Source organism: Nocardia sp. NPDC050406, from assembly GCF_044459025.1.
Taxonomy (GTDB): domain Bacteria; phylum Actinomycetota; class Actinomycetes; order Mycobacteriales; family Mycobacteriaceae; genus Nocardia.
Map to the genome: position 1 here is coordinate 36,500 of NZ_JBITIM010000003.1, position 15,147 is coordinate 51,646.

Sequence of the window (15,147 nt, forward strand, 5' to 3'; positions counted from 1 at the left end):
GGGAAAAACCATGTCCCAGTACGCTATTCGCGCCGAGGGTCTGTGCAAGCGCTTCGGCGACACCCGCGCCGTCGACGGTGTGGACCTGACCGTCCCGGCGGGCGGGGTCTACGGTTTCCTCGGCCCGAACGGAGCCGGGAAGACGACCACCATCCGCATGCTCGCGACGCTCATCCGGCCCACGGCGGGGCGGGCCCACGTCTTCGGCCACGACCTGTTCACCGAGACCGAGGCCATCCGCGCGCGCATCAGCCTCACCGGCCAATACGCCTCGGTCGACGAGGATCTCACCGGAATGGAGAACCTGGTCCTGATGGGTCGGCTGCTCGGATTCCGGCGACGCGCCGCCGCCGACCGCGCCCGCGAACTCCTGTCCGCCTTCGGTCTCGAGGCGGCCGCCGACCGACAGGCCAAGCGCTACTCGGGCGGTATGCGCCGCCGCCTGGATATCGCCGCGAGCATTGTGGTCACCCCGGCGCTGCTGTTCCTCGACGAACCGACCACCGGACTCGATCCGCGCAGCCGCGCACAGGTCTGGGATGTCGTGCGCGCCTTGACCGCCACCGGCACCACGGTACTGCTGACCACGCAGTACCTCGAGGAGGCCGATCGCCTGGCCGACCGCATCGCGGTCATCGACCACGGCCGCGTCATCGCCGAGGGGACGCCCGCGCAGCTCAAGGAATCCGTCGGCGCCGCGGCGGTACACGTCCGACTCCGGGATCCGGACCGATGCGCGGACGCGCGGCGCGTGCTCACCGAGGCGCTCGCCGTACCGGTCCACCCCGGCGAAGATCCGGTGGCGTTGTCCGCCCGCCTCACCGAACCCGAACGCGCGGGGGCGGCCCTGAGCGCCCTCGCGCACGCCGGAATCGCCGTCACCGACTTCAGCGTCGGTCAGCGCAGCCTCGACGAGGTCTTCCTGGCTCTGACCGGCGAGCACACCGAATCCACTGCGCCAGAGGAGATTCCGGCATGAGTACAGTCACCGCCGACCCGCTGGGGTCGACCCGAGCCCGTCCGGCCCGGCCCGGCGCGGCGGCCACCGCCCTGGCCTTCGCCTGGCGCGCGGTGCTGCGGATCAAACACCTGCCGGATCAGCTCTCCGACGTGACCGTGTTCCCGCTGCTGATGCTGGTCATGTTCACCTACCTGTTCGGCGGCGCGCTGGCCGAGTCCACCGACGAGTACCTCCAATCGGTGCTGCCCGGCATTCTGGTGATGACCATCATGATGACCACCCAGTCGACCGCGGTCGCGCTCAATACCGATATCGGCACGGGGGTGTTCGACCGGTTCCGCTCGCTGCCGATCTGGCAGCCCGCCCCGCTGGTCGGCGCGCTGCTGGCCGATCTGGCCCGCTATGCCATCGCCGCCACGGTGATCGTGGGAACCGGTGCGCTGCTCGGTTTTCGGCCGCAGGCGGGCATGCCGGGCCTGCTCGCCGGGGTCGGACTGGTCCTGCTGTTCGCCTGGTGTCTGTCCTGGGCGTGGACGACCCTGGGACTGCTGGCCCGCACCCCCGGATCGGTGATGTTCCTGGCCATCCTCGTCGTCTTCCCGATGAGCTTCGTCAGCAATATCTTCGTCGATCCGGCCACCCTGCCCGGCTGGCTCCAGGCCGTCGTCGAGGTGAATCCGATCTCGCACCTGGTGACGGCGGTGCGCGGTCTCATGCACGGGCACGCGGTCTCGACCGAGATCGGCTGGGTGCTCGTCACCGGCGTCGTTCTGGTCGCCGTCTTCGGCCCCGTGACCATGCGGCTCTACCGCCGCGAGCGGTGAGTCCCGCGCGGTCGGCGGGTTCATCGAGCCCGGCTTGTCGGCGCAAAACAGAGGGTGCTGGGCGGTATGTTCACCGTTATGTCCGGAATCGAGAGCGACTTCGTGATGCACTCGCCACCAGCCCCTCGGCGCCGGTGGCGGACGGCGATACGACTCTCGATCGCGAGCGCGGCACTGTGTCTCGCCGCGGCGGTGAACGCGCCGATCGGCGCGGCGCACGGTGTGGAATACATTGCCGCCAGCGCGGATTCGACCGACTTCTACCAGGCGCCCGCGGACCAGTTGGCCGGACCGCACGGCTCGATCATCCACATGCGGGCGATCGACGGCGATCCCGGCATTCCGGGGGCGCGCAATTACATGGTGCTGTACCGCTCGGTGGATATGCGGGGTGAGACGGTCGCGGTGTCGGGTACGGTCGCCGTCCCGCCCGGCCCGCCGCCGCCCGGCGGCTGGCCGCTCATCTCCTGGGCGCACGGCACCACCGGCGTCGCCGATATCTGCGCACCCTCGCGCGACGATTCCGAGGCGTACCCCGCGCACGACTACACCTCGCTGGTGCGCTCGGTGCAGGCGCAGTGGGTGCGGGCCGGATACGCGGTGGCGCAGACCGACTATCAGGGGCTCGGCACACCCGGCCCGCACGGCTATCTGATCGGCACCGCCGAACAGCGCGCGGTCACCGATATGGCCCTCGCGGCACGGCAGATCGAGCCGGAGATCGGCACCCGATGGGTCGCCATGGGACATTCCCAGGGTGGGCAGGCCGCCATCTTCACCGATGCCCAGGCGGCGGCCTGGGCTCCGGAGCTCCAGCTGCTCGGCGCGGTCGCCCTGGCGCCCGCCTCGCATCAGGCCGTGGGCGTGCGGGCCTCGCAGTTCGCGAGCAGCGTCGGCGCGGCGCGGGCACTGAGCCCGCTCACCGGCGGCTCGATATCGTTCCTGCCCTTGGTGATTCGCGGCGCGCAAACCGTCGCGGACGTGGAACCGGCCGACTTCCTCACCGCCCGCGCGAATGCGATGCTGCCCCTGGCGGATTCGGGCTGCATCGCCCAGTTGCGCGGCTCCGACGAATGGGGCGGCCTCGCCGCCGACGAGGTGTTCAGCCCCACCGGCGATATCGCCGCCTTCACCGGCGTACTCGCCGAAAACGACCCCAGCGCATTGACTTTCGGCCAGCCGCTACTGGTCCTGCAAGGCCGCGCCGACACCACGGTCCCCGCCGTCTCCACCGATACGATGGTCGCCCAACACCGCCTCGCGGGCCTGCCCGTCGACTACCGCACCTACGCCGGTACCGACCACCGCGGCGTCCTGGAAGCCTCCTACCCCGATGCCCTCACCTGGGTCAACGAGCGCTTCGCCGCGCACTAGGACAGCCGATCACCTGGTAATGGTGGCGGCGAATCGCGAGAGCCTCGCGCCACCACCACCTGGTCGCCGGGGCGGGCGGCGTGGAGGAGGGCGAGGGCCAGCGCGGAGGTGACGGTGATGGCGAGGGCGGACCAGGCCGGGGTTGCGGAGGTGACCGTGACGGGGTCGCGGAACCATTCGGGGGAATAGGCCACGCGGCCGAAGCTGTTGCCGCGCAGGGCGATCGTGATGTTGGGGACCACCAGGACGGCGAGGGCCAGGACGATGCTGGGGGCGGCTCGCGGGGTTACCGAGCCGAAGCAGTATCCGGTGATGACGGCTACCGCGGTGATGCCGATGACGGGGACCACGGGGGTGGTGTGCGCGGTCGAGGCGGTGAGGGCGGCGAAGAGGGAGAGTGCCGCGCTGGCGGCCAGACCGATCCAGGGCAGGGGCCAGCGGCGACCGGCCCACAGGCCCACCGCGACCGCGAGGACGGGGATGGGCACGCTCCAATCGGGGCGTGGCACAGCCACCGTCGCGCTGCTCGCGTTCGTCGCCGCCACGGCCAGGAGCACCAGCGTCCCATCGCGGCCGGGCAGCAGCAGCGCCGCGAGCAAGGCGGCGACACCCGTGACCGCGATGACCACGGCGATATTGGCGGGTGTATCCGGCTGCCGGACATACCATTCGGCGGCGACGGTGGCGGCCGGGACGAACAGCATGGCGGCCGCGATCGGGGCGAGCGGCAATTCGGTGTACTCCGGCCGGTTCAGCGGTGATTCGACGCGCTGCGCCGCGGCACCGGCCGCCAGGGCGAGAACCGCGAGGGTGAGGAGCCACAGCGGCGGACTGTCGGTGGCCGCCCACTCTGACAGAGACGACTCGGTGGCGGCGGGCAGCGAGGTGAGATCGCCGACGAGAATGGCCGAGAGTATGCCCGCCAGATAGGCGAAGGCGGAGCCGGGTTTGTGGAAGACCGCCACCGCGAGCGCGCCCACCAGAACGCCACTGAAGAGGGCATCGATGTAGTTGACCGTGGTCAACGTGCCGGTGGGCGCGGCGGTGCGATCCCAGAGGTGGTCGACGAGCAATACCGCCGCGCTGGCGAAGGCGGTGATCCAGGCGGCGCGATTGCCGAGGGCGACGGTGAGGGCGGCGGTCACCACGGCGAGGACCGCACCGGCGGCGGCCGCGCGCGGCACGTTCATGACCAGCAGATCCGTTTGGATTCCCGGCCCCTCGCCGGTCCACGCGACATCGAGCGGGGCCATCAACAGCAGACCGGCCGCCACGGCGCCGAGGAAGGCCGCGGCCACCTCGATCGACCAGTCGTACCGTCGAATATCCGGCAGGGGAAGCGCTCCCACCGGCTGTGCGAACGCGAACTTCGCGCCCATCTGGTCACCTACCCATCCGGTGATCCGACGCCGATCGCGCTACAGCGATACAGGTTCGACCGCTGTCCGAATCTCTCGCAACCGACCGTAGCCACAAAGTTGCTCTCGGTCGATGGTAGTCGCGCACCGCATCGCGGTTCGACACGCGCGTCGACCACGCTTCGGTAACGGGTCGGCGCGCCGCGACGGTCTAGCCCGTGGGCCATCTCCGTGGCCCGATACCGAAAGAAGGGACATCCTGATGATTTCGCCGACCTCCGTACCGAGCAATCCGATCGAGGCCCTGCTCCGCATGATCTCGACCTTCGTCTGCGCCCTCTCCTCGGGCGGCAGCTGCGCGGTCATCCAGTAGCGCGGCACGGAAATTCCGCGAGCGGACAGTTTCGCGACCGAACAAGTCGCGGCGCGGAAAGTCCGCACGGCAAGGTTCTCCGCGAGTGCGGGGAGACCTGATTCGCGGGAATGTGCCCGGGGGCAGTCGGGCACACCCCAGCGTCCAGCTACGCGCAGCGGAAGGTGTAGTTGGCGGTCTGGATGATGCCCGGGATGACGGCGAGCTGAACGGTCGGTTCGCCCATGAGGGTGCAGCCTGCGGGCGGGGCCGTCAGGGTGACGCGGTAGCAGCCGGGCTGGGCGTTGTAGATGGCCGTACCGTTCGCGGCGGTGGTGACCGCGCCCAGGGGGACGCCCGCACAGTCGGCGATATCGGCGGTGACGCCCTCGATGGGGAAGAGTTCGGAGCCGTGGGCGGCGCTCACCCGCAGCGGGGCGTCGCCGGGGCCCTCCGCGGCGGCGGAGCCGGGAACCAGGGCGGCGGTCAGCAAGGGGGCGGCCAGAGCCGCGGCGAACAGCGTGGTGCGCAAGGGTTCTCCTAGTAGTACTTCACCGCGTCAACAGCGGTGCCTCCGCAGAGCTTGCCACAGCCCGCCCGGCGACAGCGCATTGTTCCGAGTCGAAAGCGACTGCCGCGCCGAGCACTTCGAGCCGCACCCGGTCCCCCACCACGGGCGCGCCGACACTCACCCGGCGTACCTGAATCGGCTCGTCCATGCCGTCGAGCGCGATGGTGAGCATGACGTCGGCTCCCCGGAATTCGACCGCCCGCACCGTGCCGGTCCCCGGTTCGCCGGTGGAAACGACATGGGCGACAAGCTGTTCGGGCCGCGCCATGATCCGCACCGGCCCGCTCGGCGCACCGGCCTGTACGGCGACCCTGCCGAGAGCGCAGACGGCCGTATCGGATTCGACGGTGCCGTCCAACAGCACACAGTCACCGAGGAATTGGGCGGTGAATAGGTCCGCGGGCGCGGCGTACACCTGCCGCGGCGAACCCACCTGCGTGAAACGACCCTGGTACATGACGGCGACCTGATCCGCGAACGACAGCGCCTCCTCCTGGTCGTGCGTGACCAGAATGCTCGTCATCCCCGCCGCGCGCAGCGTCTCCGCGACGGCTTGGCGGGTGGCCGCGCGCAGCCCGGTGTCAAGGGCGCTGAACGGTTCGTCGAGGAGCATCACTTCGGGTTTGCGGGCCATTGCCCGGGCCAGCGCCACCCGCTGCTGTTGACCGCCGGAGAGTTCGTGCGGACGCCGGGCGGCATACGACGAGCCGAGCGACACCATCTCCAACAGCTCGTCCACTCGCGCCCGATGGCGGCGACGCCCGGCCAGTCCGCCATTGAGCCCGTAGGCGATGTTCTGGGCCACGGTCAGATGCGGGAACAGTGCCCCGTCCTGGGCGACGTAGCCGATATTGCGGCGATTCGGCGGCGTGGAGAACCCCTCGCGCACAACCGTTTCCGATCCGACGGAGACGGTGCCGGTATCGGGCGTCTCGAATCCCGCGATCACCCGCAGCAGGGTGGTCTTGCCGCAGCCCGACGAGCCGACCACGGCCGTCGACCCGCCATGGGGCACATCGAGGGATATGCCGTCGAGCACCCGCACACTGCCGAAGGTCTTCGAAACCTCGGATACGACAAGACGACTCATACCCCGGCCGCCTTTCTGGACTGGGTGAAGAGCAGATAGGTGACCGGCACCGAGACCACGATCATGATCAGCGCGTACGGCGCGGCGGCGGCGTAGTCGAGTTCGCTCGACAGCGACCAGAAGCGCATGGCCAGCGTGCGCGTGCCATTGGGGGCCAGCAGCAGGGTGGCGGTGAGTTCCGTGGCGACGGCCACGAAGACCAGGGCGGCCGAGGTCGCGGCGGCGGGCGCGGTGAGGCGCAGCGTGACGCGGAAGAAGGTGGCGGGCGCGGATTTTCCCAGTGCGCGCGAGACCTCCTCCAACCCGACCGGCACCTGCGCGAGCCCCGCGCGCACGCTCACCAGCGCACGCGGCAGGAACATGAGGGTATAGGCGGCCAGCACCATGAACGCGGTCTGGTAGACGCCCGGGAGCCAGCGGATGGTCACCGTCACCATGGCCAGCGCGATGACAATGCCGGGCAGCGAACTCGTGATGTAGTTGGCCCCCTCGATCATTCGCGCGAAGACGGTGTCCGAGCGCACGGCGATCCAGGCGACCGGAAAGGCGCACAGCGTGGTGACGACGGCCGCGGTGAGCGCCAAACCGATTGTCTGGCCCAAGGATTCGCCGATATCGGCCCAATCCCACACCGCCGAACCGCCTTTGGCCAACCAACGCAGAATCGTCCACAGCGGCACACCCAGCGTCGCGATCATGGCGGCGCACAGCAGTAGGAATACCGGAGAACTGTTGACGCCCAAACGAATACGCGCCGCCGCGCGCGGCGCGCCACTGCCGATCCGGGCGTAGCGGGCCGTACCGCGCGCCGCCGCCTCACCGGCCAGCAGCACCAGACAGCACACCACCAACACACTGGCCAGCCCGCTCGCCGCCGGTCCGGCGAAACTCGACTGGTACTGCTCGAAGATGGCGGTGGTGAAGGTGGAGAACCGAATCATGGCGAACGCGCCGTACTCGGCGAGCAGATGCAGCGAAATCAGCAGCCCGCCACCGAGAATCGCCAGTCGCAGCTGCGGCAGCACAATGCGGAAGAACGCGCCCACCGGCCCGGAACCCAGTGCCCGGGCCGACTCCTCCACCGCCGGGTCGAGCCGCCGCAGCGTGGCCGCCGCCGGGAGGTACACCAGCGGAAAGTACGACACGGTGGCGATGAGAACCCCCGCCCACAGTCCGTGCAGCGCGGGGAAGAGACTCACCCACCCGTAGCTGTTCACGAAGGCGGGCACGGCCAGCGGCGCCGCGAAGACCGGACCCCACCACGCGGCTCCCGGCACATCGGTGCGCTCCACGATCCAGGCCAGTCCCACGCCCAGCACGACGCAGATCGGCACGGTGAACGCCACCAAACCCACGGTATTGCGCAGTAATTCGCCGACGCGGGGCCGGAACACCAGATCCGCCGTCGCACCCAAGCCGGTGTCGAAGAGGGTGACCACGATATAGCCGAGCGGGACGAAGGTCGCCGCCACCAGCAGCAGCGCGACCACCGTGACCAGCGGGCCGGGGCGCCCGGGCCGAGTGGCGACAGCGGTCCGGACGGCCATGGTCAGAGCAGACCCGCCTCGGTCATCAGCCGCGTGACCTCCCGCGAATTCAGCTTGCTCGGATCGACCTTCGGCGCTTCCAGCGAATCCAGCGGCGGCAGTGCGGGATTCGCGGCGACGCCACTGGCCACCGGGTACTCCATGGAGTCGCCGTCGCGCAGCACTTCCTGCCCGGCCTTGGAGACGATGAACTGGACGAAGCGTTGCGCCTGCTCCTGCTTCTTGCTCGACGCCAGGACACCACCGCCGGAGATGGAGACGAACGCGCCGGGATCCTGATGCTTGAAGTAGTGCAGCGCGGTATTGCCGCTGTTCTCCTTGGTCTTGGCCTGATCGCGGTACCAGTAGTAGTGGTAGATCACCCCGCCGTCGAACTGCCCCGCGTTCACGCCCTTCATGGTCGTGACATTGTTCTGGGACACGATCGCGTTGTCCTTCATGCCTTTCAGCCAGGCGCGGGTGGCGTCCTCGCCCTTCAGCTCCAGCAGCGCGGCGACGATGGCCTGGAAGTCGGCGCCGGAAACGCCCGCGCTCCACCGGCCTTTCCACTGCGGGTTCTGCAGATCCAGCAGGGACGCGGGCAGCTGGTCGACCGGCAGCTCGGTGGTGTTGTAGACGAACACCGTGGCGCGCGCGGCGACTCCGGTCCACTTGCCGGTGGAGGGGCGGTACTGGTCGGGCACCTGGGCGAGGGTCTGCGGGTCGAGATCGGCGAAGAGCCCGGCATTCTCGACCAGGGCCATGGCCGGGGAGTTCTCGGTGAGGAAGACATCGGCGGGTGAGGCCTTGCCCTCGGCGACGAGTTGATTGCCCAGATCGGTGTCGCCGCCCTGGCGCAGCGTCACCTTGATGCCGGTCTCCTTGGTGAAGGCCTCGACCCATTCCTTGGTGAGCGATTCGTGCTGTGCGTTGTAGACCAGGATCTCGGTGTCGTCGGATGACGAACTCGAGCAGGCCGTAGCCGCCAGCGCCGTGATCGCCACGAGCGCACCGGTCAACACTTTCCATCGGGCCATGACTGTCCCTTTCGCCACGCCACACCTCTGACACTGAGGTTTGGCTAACCAAGCTACCGCTTTCGGGGCGCTACGGAGGCGACACCTCGCCGAATCGCAATCCGCGTGACTGTTCGGGCTGTCATGGCGAACCCCCCGCGGGCGAGTCCGCAGGGGGTTCATCGAGCGAGCGGCGGGATTCGAACCCGCGTGAACGGCTTTGCAGGCCGGTACCTAACCACTCGGTCACACCCGCATCGTCTTCGATGGTGCCGGGCGGGCGGGTTCGGGTCGAGGGTTGTGCTCACGGTGATTTCAAGGACGCTCAGCAGACCGATGGGTTCCCGGGTGCGGGTGGATTCGCGGACGACATGGAATGATCGGGACATGTCTCGGCCACGTCCTCTGCCACTCGATCCGATCGAGGAGGCGCATCGTCAATGGGCCGAACACGGGTGGGGCGATGTCGCCGACGGCATGGCGGCGGTGACTTCGCTGGTTCGGGCGCAGCAGATCGTGATGGCGCGGGTGGACGAGGCGCTCAAGCCCTCGGGGCTGACCTTTTCGCGATACGAATTGCTGATGCTGCTCGGATTCAGCAAGACGGGGGCGCTGCCCATGGCGGTGGCGAGTGCGCGGTTGCAGGTGCATCCGACCTCGGTGACCAATACCGTGGACCGGCTGGAAGCGGCGAGTTTGGTGAAGCGGGTGCCACATCCCAGCGACCGGCGGGCGACCCTGATCGAAATCACCGATGCGGGAAGGCAACTCGTCGCCGAGGCGACCACGGCGCTGAACCGTCAGGTATTCGCCCAGCCCGGGCTGCCGCCGGAACGTTTGCAGCTGCTGCTGGAACTGCTGACGGAATTCCGACGCGCCGCCGGTGACTTCGACCCGGGCGATACCCCGACACGATGGTCGGGACAGTAACCGTCCAGCATCCGAATAGCCATTTTCCTGCGTCATTGTCTTGGAATCGGGCGGGAAAAGGTTCACCATTGAGCCATGGTGCTGGTCCTCGGGGTATCGGCGGGTGCGTCAGGCGCACGTGCCATGCTCACCCACTCCGACCAGCCGCATCTGCCCCCGATCGACCGCTGCCACGTGCCTCGGCAGGCGGGCGGGGGGATCGACGAAGCGGTGTTCGAGGCGATTCGGCTCATGCGCAAATCCGCCGCTCGGCGCGATGAGTTCATTACCGGCATCGCCACCACGTGCCGCAGCGCCTCGCACGAGGAGGCCATTCGCACCACCGCCGGGCGCAATCGCCTGACCCTCATCGACGAACCGGTGGCGCAGCTGCGCTACCTGCGTTTCACCGGGCGGCTGCCCGCCGAGGGGTCGGTGCTGCTCTACGACCTGGGCGCGTCCGGACTGACCCTGACCCAGATCGACTGCCGGACCGACGCCATTCTGGCGACCAAGCGCAGTACGGTGCTCGGCGGTGACGGGCACGACGCGCTGTTGCGCTGGCTGCTGGCGCGCGGCGGCGTCGGCGTGGACCTACCGACCAGTCGGGGCTACAAGGAGGCGCTCGGCAGCGAACGCGTCATCACCGTGTGCGACCCCATCTCGGGTCGCCGCGCCGTCATCACCCGCAGCGATTTCGCCGACCTGGTCGAGGCCGGAATCCACCACTCCGCCTCCTTCGTCCGCCAGATGATCGACGAAACCGGCGTCCACCCCACCGGCATGGCCCTGCTCGGCGGCTGCACCCGCACCCCCAGCATCCGAGACGAACTCCAACAACAGCTCGACATCCCACTCATCTACGATCCGGAGCCCGAATTCGTCTCCGCCCGCGGCGCGGTCCTCCTTGCCGCCGAACGCCCCTCGGCCCGCCGAGTCCGCAGCATCCGCTTCACCCCCACGGCCCTACGCAACCCCGAAGAACCGGTCTCCAAACGCAAACTGGTAGCCGCCCTGGCGGTAACCGCCACCCTCGGCGGCACCATCGCGGGCGTCCTCATGGTCGACCGCTCCTCCCAAGAACGCGGCACCGGCACCCCCGCCACCCCGGTAGAACTAGTAGACCCACCCAAAGCAGGCGGCTGACCCCCACGCCCTCCATGGCGTCACCGGCCATCTCACGGTTTTCATCAGTGGGAACGAGATCCCCTCTCCCCCGTAATCATTCGTGCCCCGGTGCGTAAGCACCGGGGCACGAGATCACAGAGTGTGCCAACCCCTACTTGTTCTCGAAGTTCGCGGGGCGCTTCTCGACGAAGGCGGTCATGCCTTCCTTCTGGTCCTCGGTGGCGAACAGCGAGTGGAAGACGCGGCGTTCGAAGCGCAGGCCCTCGGTGAGGGTGGTTTCGAAGGAGCGGTCGACGGCTTCCTTGGCGATCATCACCGAGGGCAGCGACATGGAGGCGATGGTCTCGGCCACCTCGAGGGCGGTGGAGACCAGGTCGGCGGCGGGGACGATGCGCGAGACCAGGCCCGCGCGCTCGGCCTCCTCGGCATCCATATTGCGCCCGGTGAGGATGAGGTCCATGGCCTTGGCCTTGCCCACCGCCCGGGTCAGGCGCTGCGAGCCGCCCATGCCGGGGATGACGCCCAGCTTGATCTCGGGCTGACCGAACTTGGCGGTATCGGCGGCGAGCAGAATGTCGCACATCATGGCCAGTTCACAGCCGCCGCCGAGCGCGTAGCCCGCCACCGCCGCGATGATCGGCTTGCGGAAGGCGGTGAGCCGATCCCAGCCCGCGAAGTGGTCGGTGAGGAACATGTCCATATAGGACTTGCTCTGCATCTCCTTGATATCCGCGCCCGCCGCGAAGGCCCGCTCGGATCCGGTGAGCACCACCGCGCCGATCTCGTTGTCGTTCTCGAGCTCGTCGAGCGCGGCGGAGATATCGGCGAGCACCTGCGAGTTCAGCGCATTGAGCGCCTTCGGCCGATTGAGCGTGATGAGCGCGACGCGCCCCTTGCGCTCCAGCAGAATGGTCTCGAAGTCGGTCACGCGTTTTCTCCTCCGGATCGCTTGCGAATATCGGTGACGATAGCCGAGAAGTCCTTGCCCGCTTCGTCCTGGTTGAACCGGCTGTAGATCTCCGCCGCGAGCAGACCGATCTGTCCGTCGACCCCGTTGGCCTGCAAGGCATTGGCCGCCAGGCCCAGATCCTTGTTCATGAGCGCGGTCGCGAAGCCCGGCTGGTAGTCGTTGTTCGCCGGACTGGTCGGCACCGGTCCCGGCACCGGGCAGTACGAGGTGAGCGCCCACGACTGCCCCGACGCCGTCGAGACCACGTCGAAGAACTTCTCGTGGCTCAGTCCGAGCTTCTCGCCGAGCACGAACGCCTCCGACAGCCCGATCATGGAGATCCCCAACAGCATGTTGTTGCAGATCTTGGCGGCCTGGCCGACGCCCGCCCCACCGCAGTGCACCACCTTGCCGCCCATGACCTCCAGCAGCGGCAGCGCATCGGCGAAGTCCTCCGCCTCGCCGCCCACCATGAAGGTCAGCGTGCCCGCCGCCGCACCCGCCACGCCACCGGAGACGGGCGCGTCCACGGCCCGATGTCCCGCTGCCGCAGCACGTTTCGCCGCTTCCTTGGCATCGGCCACATCGATGGTCGAACAGTCGATGAACAGTGTGCCGGGCTTGGCGACCGACAGCACCTCGTCGTACACGTCGAGCACGATGCGCCCGTTGGGCAGCATGGTCAGGACGATATCCGCTTCCGCCGCAGCAGAAGTCGCGGTCTCGACGAGGGTCGCCCCGTCCTGGCGCGCCTGCTCCTGCGCCGCGGGCACGGGATCGAAGGCGAGGACCTCATACCCGGCCTTCACCAGATTGGCGGCCATCGGCCCACCCATATGGCCGAGGCCGACGAATCCGACTTTCTTGCTCACTGCTGCTCCTTCGAGGCGCTCAAACCCAGTTCCCGATCGCCCAATTCAGCGAAGTAGGCGTCCACGTCCGCCGCCGTGACATCGGCGAGCGTGGCCGGATTCCACCGCGGATTACGATCCTTGTCCACGACCTGGGCGCGAATACCCTCCACCAGATCGTGCGTGCTCAGCGAGGCCACCGACACCCGGTACTCCTCGTTCAGCACCTCTGCCAGGCTCGAGGCCGCCCGCGCATTCCGCAGCGAGCGCAGCGTGACCTTGAGCGCCACAGGCGATTTCGACAGCACATCCTGCGCCGCCTTGGCCGCCTCGGGCGCGTCGTAGCCCTGCAACCGCGCCACGATCTCCTCGACGGTGTCGGCGCTGTAGCAGGCGTCGATCCATTCCCGCTGCGCCATCAGCTCGGACGCCGGGGCGGGCTGCGCGAACTTGGCGATGGCGACATCCGCATCGGCGGTGCGCAGCGCCTCGAGCAGCGCCGGAATCTGGTCGGAAGGCACAAAGTAGTCGGCGAATCCGGCCGCGATGGCATCACCGGCATCCATCCGCGCGGTGGTGAGCGCGACGTGGGTACCGATCTCACCCGCAGCACGCGACAGCAGATACGTCCCGCCCACATCGGGAATGAACCCGATACCGGTCTCCGGCATCCCGACCTTGGACCGCTCGGTCACGATGCGGTGGCTGGCATGCCCGGAAAGGCCCACGCCACCACCCATCACAATGCCGTCCATAACCGCGACATACGGCTTCGAATAGCTGCCGATGAGCGCGTTCAGAATGTACTCGTCGCGCCAGAACTTGCCGCTGGGCGAATCGGCCTGCGCCGAATCCCCCTCCGCGACAGCGTTCTTCGCGTCATTGTGGATCGCGACGATATCGCCGCCCGCGCACAGCCCGCGCTCACCCGCACCGGTGAGCACCACGGTGCGCACCGCGTCGTCGGCTTCCCACGCGCGCAGCGCGTCCAGAATCGCCAGCGCCATAGGATGATTCAAGGCATTGATGGCCTTGGGCCGGTTCAGCGTGATGAGCCCCAGCCCATCGCGCCGCTCGATCAGAACTTCAGGCTCGCTCATGCTGCTCCCACCACCGAGCGGGCGACAACCACCCGCATGATTTCGTTCGTGCCCTCGAGAATCTGGTGCACCCGCAGATCCCGGACGATCTTCTCGACCCCGTATTCGGCCAGATAGCCGTAGCCGCCGTGCAATTGCAGCGCCTTGTTGGCCACCTCGAATCCGGCGTCGGTGGTGAAGCGCTTGGCCATGGCGCACAGCTCCACCTTGTCGTCGGCATCGGCATCGAGCGCCGCGGCGGCCCGCCACAGCAGGGTGCGCGCGGCCTCCAACGATGTCCGCATATCGGCGAGTTCGAATTGCAGCGCCGAATTGTCCAGCAGCCGCGACCCGAACGCCTTGCGCTGGGCCATGTAGGCCACGGTCTTGTCCAGCGCCGACTGCGCACCGCCCAGGGAGCAGGCGGCGATATTCAGCCGCCCGCCATTGAGGCCGTTCATGGCGATCCGGAAGCCGTTGCCCTCCTCGCCGAGCAGATTCGCGGCGGGCACCCGGGCATTGTCGAGAATGACCTGCCGGGTGGGCTGAGCGTTCCAGCCCATCTTCTTCTCGTTCGCACCGAACGACACACCCGGTGTGTCGGCGGGCACGATGAAAGCCGAAATACCCCGCGCCCCAACGTCGCCGGTGCGCGCCATGACCACATACACATCGGTACTGCCCGCGCCGGAGATGAATTGCTTGACGCCGGTGAGCAAGTAGTCGTCACCGTCGCGAACGGCCTTGGTGGACAAGGCCGCCGCATCCGAGCCGACACCCGGTTCGGTGAGCGCGTAGCTGCCCAGCAGATCCATGGAGGTCAGACCCGGCAGCCACCGATGCCGTTGCGCCTCGGTGCCGTAACTGTCGATCATCCACGACACCATGTTGTGGATGGAGATGTAGGCGGCGATGGCCGGGCAGCCCGTGGAGAGCTGTTCGAAGATGCGCACGGCATCCAGCCGCCGCAGCCCCGAGCCGCCCACATCCTCCTGGACGTAGATGCCACCCATACCGAGCGATCCGGCCTTGCGCACCACATCCACCGGAAAGTGCTTCTGCTCATCCCATTCCAGCGCATTGGGCGCGAGCAGCTCGTCGGCAAAGGAGCGGGCGGTCTCGGTGATCGCCTTCTCGTCGTCGTCGAGTACGAACATAT

The 15,147-nt window shown here is 68.3% G+C and carries 14 protein-coding genes and 1 tRNA gene; 5 read left to right on the top strand and 10 right to left on the bottom strand.

From position 1 onward, the window contains the following. Positions 1-10 precede the first annotated feature (10 nt). The 3 genes from ACIBH2_RS23755 to ACIBH2_RS23765 all read left to right on the top strand — a co-directional run bounded on the left by ACIBH2_RS23755 (position 11) and on the right by ACIBH2_RS23765 (position 3,159). Complete coding sequence (locus ACIBH2_RS23755; protein WP_397121127.1) at positions 11-979, top strand: ATP-binding cassette domain-containing protein; 969 nt, start codon at positions 11-13, stop codon at positions 977-979. Then, positions 976-1,785, top strand: coding sequence for an ABC transporter permease (locus ACIBH2_RS23760; RefSeq protein ID WP_397121129.1), 810 nt, complete (start codon positions 976-978; stop codon positions 1,783-1,785). The genes ACIBH2_RS23755 and ACIBH2_RS23760 overlap by 4 nt, the downstream gene beginning before the upstream one ends. A gap of 78 nt (positions 1,786-1,863) precedes the next feature. Beyond that, on the top strand, positions 1,864-3,159 hold the full coding sequence (locus ACIBH2_RS23765; RefSeq protein ID WP_397121131.1) for an alpha/beta hydrolase family protein: 1,296 nt from the start codon (positions 1,864-1,866) through the stop codon (positions 3,157-3,159). Here the strand turns inward: ACIBH2_RS23765 and ACIBH2_RS23770 are convergent. From ACIBH2_RS23770 to ACIBH2_RS23795, 6 genes are all read right to left on the bottom strand, one after another. Continuing rightward, entirely contained in the window at positions 3,156-4,538 is a 1,383-nt protein-coding gene (locus tag ACIBH2_RS23770; protein WP_397121133.1) for a hypothetical protein, read from the bottom strand. The two genes, ACIBH2_RS23765 and ACIBH2_RS23770, sit on opposite strands and share 4 nt — an antisense overlap. Before the next feature lie 500 nt (positions 4,539-5,038). After that, positions 5,039-5,401 (bottom strand): hypothetical protein, encoded by a 363-nt coding sequence (locus ACIBH2_RS23775; protein WP_397121136.1) that lies wholly within the window; start codon positions 5,399-5,401, stop codon positions 5,039-5,041. Positions 5,402-5,420: 19 nt separating this feature from the next. Then, the gene (locus ACIBH2_RS23780; protein WP_397121138.1) at positions 5,421-6,530 is read right to left on the bottom strand and encodes an ABC transporter ATP-binding protein; all 1,110 of its coding nucleotides are present in this window, start codon (positions 6,528-6,530) and stop codon (positions 5,421-5,423) included. Then, the gene (locus ACIBH2_RS23785; protein ID WP_397121140.1) at positions 6,527-8,077 is read right to left on the bottom strand and encodes an ABC transporter permease; all 1,551 of its coding nucleotides are present in this window, start codon (positions 8,075-8,077) and stop codon (positions 6,527-6,529) included. Before ACIBH2_RS23785 ends, ACIBH2_RS23780 begins: the two co-directional genes overlap by 4 nt. Positions 8,078-8,079: 2 nt before the next feature. Further along, a complete protein-coding gene (locus tag ACIBH2_RS23790; RefSeq protein WP_397121142.1) occupies positions 8,080-9,093 on the bottom strand; it encodes an iron ABC transporter substrate-binding protein in 1,014 nt (337 codons plus the stop codon). Positions 9,094-9,257: 164 nt separating this feature from the next. Further along, positions 9,258-9,328, bottom strand: a tRNA-Cys gene (locus tag ACIBH2_RS23795). A gap of 131 nt (positions 9,329-9,459) precedes the next feature. On the opposite strand from ACIBH2_RS23795, the gene ACIBH2_RS23800 reads away from it, so the two are divergent. Both ACIBH2_RS23800 and ACIBH2_RS23805 read left to right on the top strand, forming a co-directional pair. Continuing rightward, positions 9,460-10,002: a MarR family winged helix-turn-helix transcriptional regulator gene (locus ACIBH2_RS23800; RefSeq protein ID WP_397121144.1), complete on the top strand. Its 543-nt coding sequence runs from the start codon at positions 9,460-9,462 to the stop codon at positions 10,000-10,002. Between the two features lie 75 nt (positions 10,003-10,077). After that, positions 10,078-11,127: a hypothetical protein gene (locus tag ACIBH2_RS23805; protein WP_397121146.1), complete on the top strand. Its 1,050-nt coding sequence runs from the start codon at positions 10,078-10,080 to the stop codon at positions 11,125-11,127. Between the two features lie 133 nt (positions 11,128-11,260). On the opposite strand, the gene ACIBH2_RS23810 is transcribed toward ACIBH2_RS23805, so the two are convergent. From ACIBH2_RS23810 to ACIBH2_RS23825, 4 genes are read right to left on the bottom strand one after another with little or no spacing between them, the layout of a single operon-like run. Continuing rightward, entirely contained in the window at positions 11,261-12,037 is a 777-nt protein-coding gene (locus ACIBH2_RS23810) for an enoyl-CoA hydratase (protein ID WP_397121148.1), read from the bottom strand. Continuing rightward, on the bottom strand, positions 12,034-12,930 hold the full coding sequence (mmsB, locus tag ACIBH2_RS23815) for a 3-hydroxyisobutyrate dehydrogenase (RefSeq protein ID WP_397121150.1): 897 nt from the start codon (positions 12,928-12,930) through the stop codon (positions 12,034-12,036). The genes ACIBH2_RS23810 and mmsB overlap by 4 nt, the downstream gene beginning before the upstream one ends. Further along, the gene (locus tag ACIBH2_RS23820; RefSeq protein WP_397121152.1) at positions 12,927-14,009 is read right to left on the bottom strand and encodes an enoyl-CoA hydratase/isomerase family protein; all 1,083 of its coding nucleotides are present in this window, start codon (positions 14,007-14,009) and stop codon (positions 12,927-12,929) included. Before ACIBH2_RS23820 ends, mmsB begins: the two co-directional genes overlap by 4 nt. After that, positions 14,006-15,145 carry an acyl-CoA dehydrogenase family protein gene (locus ACIBH2_RS23825; RefSeq protein WP_397121154.1) on the bottom strand — a complete coding sequence of 380 codons (1,140 nt, stop codon included), beginning with the start codon at positions 15,143-15,145 and terminating at the stop codon, positions 14,006-14,008. The genes ACIBH2_RS23820 and ACIBH2_RS23825 overlap by 4 nt, the downstream gene beginning before the upstream one ends. Positions 15,146-15,147: the final 2 nt, after the last annotated feature.

What these genes read in the sequence shown, in the direction of transcription:
- ACIBH2_RS23755 (WP_397121127.1), top strand. Translation starts at nt 11, where the DNA reads ATGTCCCAGTACGCTATTCGCGCCGAGGGTCTGTGCAAGCGCTTCGGC.
- ACIBH2_RS23760 (WP_397121129.1), top strand. Translation starts at nt 976, where the DNA reads ATGAGTACAGTCACCGCCGACCCGCTGGGGTCGACCCGAGCCCGTCCG.
- ACIBH2_RS23765 (WP_397121131.1), top strand. Translation starts at nt 1,864, where the DNA reads ATGTCCGGAATCGAGAGCGACTTCGTGATGCACTCGCCACCAGCCCCT.
- ACIBH2_RS23770 (WP_397121133.1), bottom strand. Translation starts at nt 4,538, where the DNA reads ATGGGCGCGAAGTTCGCGTTCGCACAGCCGGTGGGAGCGCTTCCCCTG.
- ACIBH2_RS23780 (WP_397121138.1), bottom strand. Translation starts at nt 6,530, where the DNA reads ATGAGTCGTCTTGTCGTATCCGAGGTTTCGAAGACCTTCGGCAGTGTG.
- ACIBH2_RS23785 (WP_397121140.1), bottom strand. Translation starts at nt 8,077, where the DNA reads ATGGCCGTCCGGACCGCTGTCGCCACTCGGCCCGGGCGCCCCGGCCCG.
- ACIBH2_RS23790 (WP_397121142.1), bottom strand. Translation starts at nt 9,093, where the DNA reads ATGGCCCGATGGAAAGTGTTGACCGGTGCGCTCGTGGCGATCACGGCG.
- ACIBH2_RS23800 (WP_397121144.1), top strand. Translation starts at nt 9,460, where the DNA reads ATGTCTCGGCCACGTCCTCTGCCACTCGATCCGATCGAGGAGGCGCAT.
- ACIBH2_RS23805 (WP_397121146.1), top strand. Translation starts at nt 10,078, where the DNA reads ATGGTGCTGGTCCTCGGGGTATCGGCGGGTGCGTCAGGCGCACGTGCC.
- ACIBH2_RS23820 (WP_397121152.1), bottom strand. Translation starts at nt 14,009, where the DNA reads ATGAGCGAGCCTGAAGTTCTGATCGAGCGGCGCGATGGGCTGGGGCTC.
- ACIBH2_RS23825 (WP_397121154.1), bottom strand. Translation starts at nt 15,145, where the DNA reads ATGTTCGTACTCGACGACGACGAGAAGGCGATCACCGAGACCGCCCGC.